At 71.2% G+C, this 7298-nt stretch carries 6 protein-coding genes; 4 read left to right on the top strand and 2 right to left on the bottom strand.

What is annotated here, in order from left to right:
* Positions 1–381: 381 nt before the first annotated feature.
* The gene (locus ACWC9T_RS21575; RefSeq protein WP_449822653.1) at positions 382–2118 is read left to right on the top strand and encodes a carbohydrate-binding module family 20 domain-containing protein; all 1737 of its coding nucleotides are present in this window, start codon (positions 382–384) and stop codon (positions 2116–2118) included.
* 164 nt (positions 2119–2282) lie between these two features.
* Here ACWC9T_RS21575 and ACWC9T_RS21570 read toward each other — a convergent pair whose 3' ends face one another.
* On the bottom strand, positions 2283–3071 hold the full coding sequence (locus ACWC9T_RS21570; protein ID WP_449822652.1) for an SDR family oxidoreductase: 789 nt from the start codon (positions 3069–3071) through the stop codon (positions 2283–2285).
* Positions 3072–3475: 404 nt separating this feature from the next.
* Between ACWC9T_RS21570 and ACWC9T_RS21565 the strand changes: the two genes are divergently transcribed.
* On the top strand, positions 3476–4522 hold the full coding sequence (locus tag ACWC9T_RS21565; RefSeq protein WP_449822651.1) for an alpha/beta hydrolase: 1047 nt from the start codon (positions 3476–3478) through the stop codon (positions 4520–4522).
* Between the two features lie 162 nt (positions 4523–4684).
* The gene (locus ACWC9T_RS21560; protein WP_449822650.1) at positions 4685–5536 is read left to right on the top strand and encodes a hemerythrin domain-containing protein; all 852 of its coding nucleotides are present in this window, start codon (positions 4685–4687) and stop codon (positions 5534–5536) included.
* Positions 5537–5669: 133 nt separating this feature from the next.
* On the opposite strand, the gene ACWC9T_RS21555 is transcribed toward ACWC9T_RS21560, so the two are convergent.
* A complete protein-coding gene (locus tag ACWC9T_RS21555) occupies positions 5670–6263 on the bottom strand; it encodes a DUF6891 domain-containing protein (RefSeq protein ID WP_449822649.1) in 594 nt (197 codons plus the stop codon).
* 68 nt (positions 6264–6331) lie between these two features.
* Here ACWC9T_RS21555 and ACWC9T_RS21550 point away from each other — a divergent pair, with 68 nt between their 5' ends.
* Positions 6332–7294, top strand: a complete 963-nt coding sequence (locus ACWC9T_RS21550) for a DUF1152 domain-containing protein (protein WP_449822648.1) — start codon at positions 6332–6334, stop codon at positions 7292–7294.
* Positions 7295–7298 lie beyond the last annotated feature (4 nt).

Raw genomic sequence — 7298 nt, 5'->3', positions numbered from 1 at the left:
GACCTCTCGTCCTACGCGGGCCAGACGGTCACCCTGAAGTTCAACGGCGTCGAGGACTCCTCGCTCCAGACGAGCTTCGTGATCGACGACACCTCCGTCCAGACCGGCTGAGGTCGCACCGGCTCCTGAGGGACCGGTGAACCAGGACAGGTGAGGGGCCCGGCGGCTTACGGCTGCCGGGCCCTTGTCGTGCTCTGACCTCCGTCGATGCAGAAACGTATCTCCCGAGACCTTGACGGCTTATCTGAGCCGTCCTAGGTTCAGCGCTGCAAGTTTCCGGCAAGTTACAGAAACTTCCTGCAGGCTTCACCTGCGGCCGTCCCCCACCCGGCCGCAGGCCCCCACCCCGGCTGCCCACCCCAGCCACCCCCAGGAGACGACGTGGTCACCACCGCCCCCACCCGCCAGCCCGCCCGCGCGGCCGGCGCGCTCGCCGCCTCGGCGGCGCTCGCGCTCTCGCTCGGCACCTCCCTCGGCGCCCCCGCCGCCCAGGCCTCCCCGCCCGCGAACAACGGCAAGGACGTCACCGCCACCCTCTTCGAGTGGCGCTTCGACTCGGTCGCCCAGGCCTGCACCTCCACCCTCGGCCCCAAGGGCTACGGCTTCGTCGAGGTCTCGCCGCCCCAGGAGCACATCCAGGGCCCGCAGTGGTGGACCTCGTACCAGCCGGTCAGCTACCAGATCGCCGGACGGCTCGGCGACCGCACCTCCTTCAAGAACATGGTCGACACCTGCCACGCGGCCGGGGTCAAGGTGATCGCCGACGCGGTGGTCAACCACATGACCGCCGGCTCCGGCACGGGCACCGGCGGCACGGCTTACACCAAGTACAACTACCCCGGCACGTACCAGGACCAGGACTTCCACACCTGCCGCCAGCCGATCACCAACTACCAGGACCGCACCAACGTGCAGGACTGCGAGCTGGTCAACCTGGCGGACCTGGACACCGGCAGCGCCTACGTCCAGACCACCATCGCGCACTACCTGGACGACCTGGGCTCGCTCGGCGTCGACGGCTACCGGATCGACGCCGCCAAGCACATCGCCGCCACCGACCTCGCCGCGATCAAGGCGAAGATGGCCAACCCCAACGCCTACTGGGTCCAGGAGGTCATCTACGGCGCCGGCGAGCCGATCCAGCCCTCCGAGTACACCGGCAACGGCGACGTCGACGAGTTCCGGGTCGGCACCGACCTCAAGCGCATCTTTACCGGCGACAAGCTCGCCAACCTCAGCAACTGGGGCGCCTCCTGGGGCTACCTGCCGAGCGACCAGGCGCGCAGCTTCATCGACAACTGGGACACCGAGCGCAACGGCTCCACCCTCAACTACACCTACGGCAACACCTACACGCTGGCCAACGTCTTCCTGCTGGCCTCGACCTACGGCTCGCCCAACATCTACTCCGGCTACAGCTTCACCAACACGGACGACGGCCCGCCGAACGGCGGCACCGTCAACGCCTGCTACCAGGACGGCTGGAACTGCACCCACGCCTGGCGGCAGATCGCCAACATGGTCGGCTTCCGCAACGCGGTCGCGGGCACCGGGGTGACCGACTGGTGGTCCAACGGCAACAACGCGATCGCCTTCGGCCGCGGCAACCAGGGCTACGTCGCGATCAACCACGAGAGCGGCCCGATCACCCAGACCTTCCAGACCGGGCTCCCGGCCGGGACGTACTGCGACGTCCAGCACGGCGACCCCCAGCCGGGCGGCGGCTGCACCGGCCCGACGTACCAGGTGGGCGCCAACGGGCAGTTCACCGCGACGGTCGGCGCGGGCGACGCGGTCGCGCTGTACGTCCAGCCGGGGACGAACGTCTCCGGCGCCTCGTTCAACGTCAACGCGACCACCTCGTACGGTCAGAACATCTACGTGGTCGGCGACGTCCCGGCGCTCGGCGGCTGGGACCCGGCCAAGGCGCTGCCGCTCTCCTCGGCCGGCTACCCGGTCTGGTCGCTGGCGCTCTCGCTGCCGGGCGGCACGTCCTTCCAGTACAAGTACGTCCGCAAGGACGCGAGCGGCGCGGTGACCTGGGAGTCCGGCGCCAACCGGACGGCGACCGCGCCCGCCTCGGGGAACGTCACGCTGAACGACACCTGGCGGTCGTAGCCCCGGGACCCCTGAGGACCCCCGTCAGCCTGGACTGACGGGGGTCCCTCCTTCGAGCGGGAGCTCCCGTTCAGGCCCTGGATCTCCGGCCTGCAGGCCGGAGAGCGTGTCAACGCTGCTCGCCCGACGAGCAACGACGGGTGAGGGCGGACGGGTAGACGTCCTCAACCCCGCCCGATGTACGGCATCGCCGTCGCCATGACGGTGGCGAACTGCACATTGGCCTCCAGCGGCAGCGCGGCCATGTGCCGGACGGTGCGCGCCACATCGGCCACGTCCATGGTCGGCTCGGGCGCGATCCGTCCGTCCGCCTGCCGCACCCCCGCGCTCATCGCGGCCGTCATGTCGGTCGCCGCGTTGCCGATGTCGATCTGCCCGCAGGCGATCCGGTACGGACGGCCGTCCAGTGAGAGCGACTTGGTCAGGCCGGTGACGGCGTGCTTGGTCGCGGTGTAGGCGATCGAGTGCGGGCGTGGGACGTGCGCGGAGATCGAGCCGTTGTTGATGATCCGGCCGCCCTGCGGGTCCTGAGCCCTCATCTGCCGGAACGCGGCCCGGGCGCAGAGGAAGGCACCAGTCAGGTTGAGGTCGACCACCGCCCGCCAGTCCTCGACCGCCAGCTCCTCCACCGGGACGGCCGGGCCGAAGGTGCCGGCGTTGTTGAACAGCAGGTCCACCCGGCCGTGGCGCCCGGCGGCCGTCGCGAACAGCGCGTCCACCGCGGCAGGGTCGGTGACGTCAGTCGGCACCACCTCGGCCGGAGTGGCGCAGAGCGCGGCCGTCCCGTGCAGCGGCTCGGCCCGGCGCCCGGCCAGCACCACCCGCCAGCCGGCCGCGGCCAGCTCGACCGCGACCGCCCGGCCGATCCCGCTCCCGGCCCCGGTGACGACGGCGGCTCCGGGGGCCGCGACCGCTGCGGAGGTGGCGGTGCCGCCGGTGATCTGCTCGGACATGGTGCTCTCCTCGGTGGACTGGTACCGGTGTGTCACTCTCCGGGCGTGCTGATGAGATCGTTCCGGATGCGCGGGCTGCCGTCACTGGTCAAAGCACCCAAAAACCGGACGGTCCGGCAGGTCCGCCGCTGTGGCCCCCGCCGTCCGGCCCCCGCCGACCGACGGGAGCGGTGAAGGGCTTTACCTGATCGCGAACAAACATTGGATTTCCGGTGGCCGCCTCGCAACCGGCCCACCCCGGCCCACGTCATAAGATCGCAGGAAGGTGCGCTTCCGTAAGCGACGGCGCGCCCACCACTCCGGGGACCGCACCAGCGCCGCGCCCCCGGGCCTGTCCGGCCCCACCGGGGGGCCGCCGCCCGGTCAGAGGGACCGGGCGTGACATCGGTCGGAGAGTCCTCACCGTGCTTAGGCAGTCGTCCCGTTCCCGTGCCGTCCTGACCGGCGCCGCCGTCCTCACCCTGGCCGCCTCGCTCGCGGCCTGTGGGAGTTCCGGCGGCGGGAAGGGGAGCACCTCCGCGGACGGTACCCCGGCCGCGAGCAGCTCGACCGCCGCCGGTGCCACCGCCTCGGCCGCGCCCATCGCCGAGCAGCCCACCCCCGGCAACGGGAAGGTGCAGATGCCGACCGGCCCGGCCCCCAGCATGAACAAGGTGCGGGACACCGCCGCCGGTCCGATCATGATGACCAAGGTGACCGGCCCCAAGTCCGGCGTCACCGGCCAGGTCTGGGTCTGGCTGCCGCCCGAGTACAACGACCCCAAGTACGCCAAGACCGGCTTCCCGGTGCTCACCCTCTACGCGGGCGGCCAGAGCAACGGTTACAACACCTGGACCGACAACCAGCTGCCGATCCAGGAGGAGAACGAGCAGCTGGTCAAGGAGGGCAAGGCCCACCCGTTCATCATGATCATGCCGGTGCAGAACTTCAACAGCGACGAGAAGAACGCGCTGGACTGCTCCGACATCCCGGGCCAGCCCAAGATGGGCACCTGGATGGCCGAGGACATTCCGGACTGGGTCCGCGCCAACTTCCGCACCCTGAAGGGGCGTGACAGCTGGGGCGTGATGGGCGCCTCCACCGGCGGCTTCTGCAGCGCCAAGCTCGCCCTGCAGCACCCGGACGTCTACAAGGTCGCGGTGCCGATCGACGGCTACTTCATCCCGGACTCCGGGCTGTGGAAGGGCCATGACGCCGAGAAGGCCGCCAACAGCCCCAACCAGCTGATCACCCAGGGCAAGGCCGACGTGAAGATGTACGTCACCGCGGGCGGCGCCAACGGCTACGAGAAGGACGTCGTCAAGAGCTGGGTGGCCAAGGCCGTCCCGCCGGTGTCCATCGAGTACTACGAGCAGCCCGGCGGCAAGCACCTCACCTCGGACTTCAAGAAGATGATCCCGGACACCCTGCAGTGGCTCACCAAGAACCTGGCGGGCCCCGCCTCGGACTGAGTCCGGGGGTGGCGCGACGGGAGGGCTTCGGCCCGTGCGCAGGCCCGTGACCTGCGCGTCAATCGGACATTGATTCGCTTCTGATCGACTGCGAGCACCTTGGCTGGGGCGGCCTTCACGGGCCGCCCCAGCCGTCCTGCCACACGTCGTGAAGAGAGTGCCATGCCGATCCACCTGCTGCCCCAGCCCGCTCCCGCCGTGCCCGCGCAGGCGGAGTCCGCCGACTCCCGGCGGACGGACGCGTGCGGGCGGGCCGCGGACGAGGAGCCGGTCACCGTCCGGTTCGCCGGGCTGCGACTCGTGCACGCCGCACTGCGCCGGGACCTCGCCCGGCTGCCCAACGCGCTGCGGCTGCTCCAGCCCGACGAGGATCACAAGGGCGAGGCGCTGCTGCGGCACTGGACCTTCATGACCGCGATGCTGACCTGCCACCACGAGCAGCAGGACACCCGGATCTGGCCGATCGTGCGACGCTTCGCGCCCGAGCTGCGGCTGCTGCTCAACTGGCTGGAGGCCGACCACCACAACCTCGACCACTCCTTCACCCGGGTCACCACGCTGGTCCGGATCGCCAGCCGGGACACCGGCAGCGCCTGGCCGGTCGCGTACGCCATGGAGGATCTGGCGGCCCGGCTGGAGACCCATCTACGGATCGAGGAACGGCAGTTGCTGCCCCGGATGGAGCGGGTGGTCACCGACAACTCCCGGCTCGGCGGCCTGGGCGAGCTGCTCGACCTGCTGCGTTCGGCGGACGGCCCGGGCACGGCGGACGCGCTGGCCTGGCTGCTGGACGGGGTGGAGCCGGCGACGGTGGAGCGGCTGCTGGCCGGGTGCGACGACGACGTCGCCCGCAACTGGCCGCACTGGCAGGCGACCTACCAGCGCTGCACGGCGCCGCTGTGGGGGCCGGCGGGCGACCTGGGCGGGGGAGCGGTCGGCGGGGGGCCGGTCGACGGGAACCTCAGCATCTTCGGCGAGGGCCTCGGCGGTGGCCTGGGGAGCGTCGTCGACTGACCCGCGGCTCTTTTCGCGGGCCGTCGATCTACGCGCGTGGCATGAGCCTCCGGCATATGCCGTACCGGTCGGCATGCCCCGGCGCGTACTCCGGTGCCTACGTCGGTGCTGGTGCCGGTGCTCTCCCCGGCGCCTACTCCGGCAGGCGGTTGAGCCACTCCAGCGGAGCGACCCGGATCGCCGCGTGCGGCGAACCGTCCCACTCCACCGGAAGGCCGACCGTCTCCAACGCGGCCACCACGGCCCGGCCGACCTCCACCGTCCGCCGCTCCGACACCTCGTTCGGCTCGTCCCCGGTGTGGAACGCGCCGTAGCGCAGCATCAGCCCGCGCCCGGCCGCGGCCGCCTCGGTGTCCTGCTGGTGGAAGAAGACGAAGCCGTGCGAATCCTCGTCGGCCTCGTCGCCGATCTCCGCGTAGCCGCAGCCGGCGCAGCAGGTGAAGTCCATCGCCGCGACGATGCCCTGCTCCTCCAGCGCGTCGAAGGCCTCCTCCAGTCGGTCCACGTCCGTGGTCTCCGGCCACGCGGCCTGCTCGGCCAGCCGCTCGGTCCACAGCGGAGCGACGATCCGCTCCGCCTCCTCCTGCGTCAGCCCCTGGTCGTCGAGGACCTCGACCAGGGACTCGGCTATCTCGTCCGGCTCCTGGAAGCCGCACCGGATCAACTCGCGAGCCCGATCCCGGGCTTCGAGCAGCACATCGGGGGTGAGCGCCGTCTCCTGGGTCATGCCCGCATCCTCGCACCCGCCACTGACAATTCCGCCCGTCGCCCCCGTCGGTGCGCTAGCGTCCGCCGGTGACTTCTCTACTCCAACCTCCGCTGATCACCCGACTGCTGGCCGCCGAACGCATCCTCGTGGCCGGCGCCGGCGGCGGCTTCGACGTGTACGCCGGACTGCCGATCGCCCTCGCCCTGCGCGCCGCGGGCAAGGAGGTGCACCTGGCCAACCTCTCCTTCACCCACCTCTACGGCCTGCCCGGCGAGGTCTGGCAGGAGCCCGACGTGGCCAGGATCGGGCCGGACACCCCCGCACCCGAGGGCTACTTCCCCGAGCGCACGCTGGCCCGCTGGCTGCATCTGCACGGGATGCCCGACACCGTGTGGGCCTTCCCGACGGTGGGCGTCCAACTGCTGCGCGAGGCCTACCGCAGACTCGTTGCCCACCTGGGCGTGGACGCGATCCTGCTGGTGGACGGCGGCACCGACATCCTGATGCGCGGCGACGAGGCCGGCCTCGGCACCCCGGAGGAGGACATGGCCAGCCTGGCCGCCGTGGCCGGCCTGCCGGAGGTGCCCGAGCGGCTGGTCGCCTGCCTGGGCTTCGGCATCGACGCCCACCACGGCGTCAACCACGCGCTGGTGCTGGAGAACCTCGCCGCACTCGACCGGGCCGGCGGCTACCTCGGCGCCTTCTCCATCCCGCGCGGCAGCCGGGAGGGCGCGCTCTACCTGGACGCCGTCGAGCACGCCCGGGCCGCCTTCCCGCAGCACCCCAGCATTGTCAACGGCTCGGTGGCGGCGGCGTTGCGCGGCGAGTTCGGCAACGTCCAGTTCACCGAGCGGACGAAGGGCGGCGAGCTCTTCGTCAATCCGCTGATGACGCTCTACTTCGGCGTCACGGTCGAGGCGCTGGCCGCCGAGCACTGCTACCTGGACCGGCTGGAGCACACCGTGCTGACCCGCCAGATCAGCACCGTGATCGAGGAGTTCCGGGACGAACTGCCCCGGCAGCGCCCGCCCCGGCAGTTTCCGCACTGACCGC

The sequence above is a fragment of the Kitasatospora sp. NPDC001159 genome, from assembly GCF_053598235.1.
This window is presented reverse-complemented; position numbering and strand designations above follow the sequence as displayed.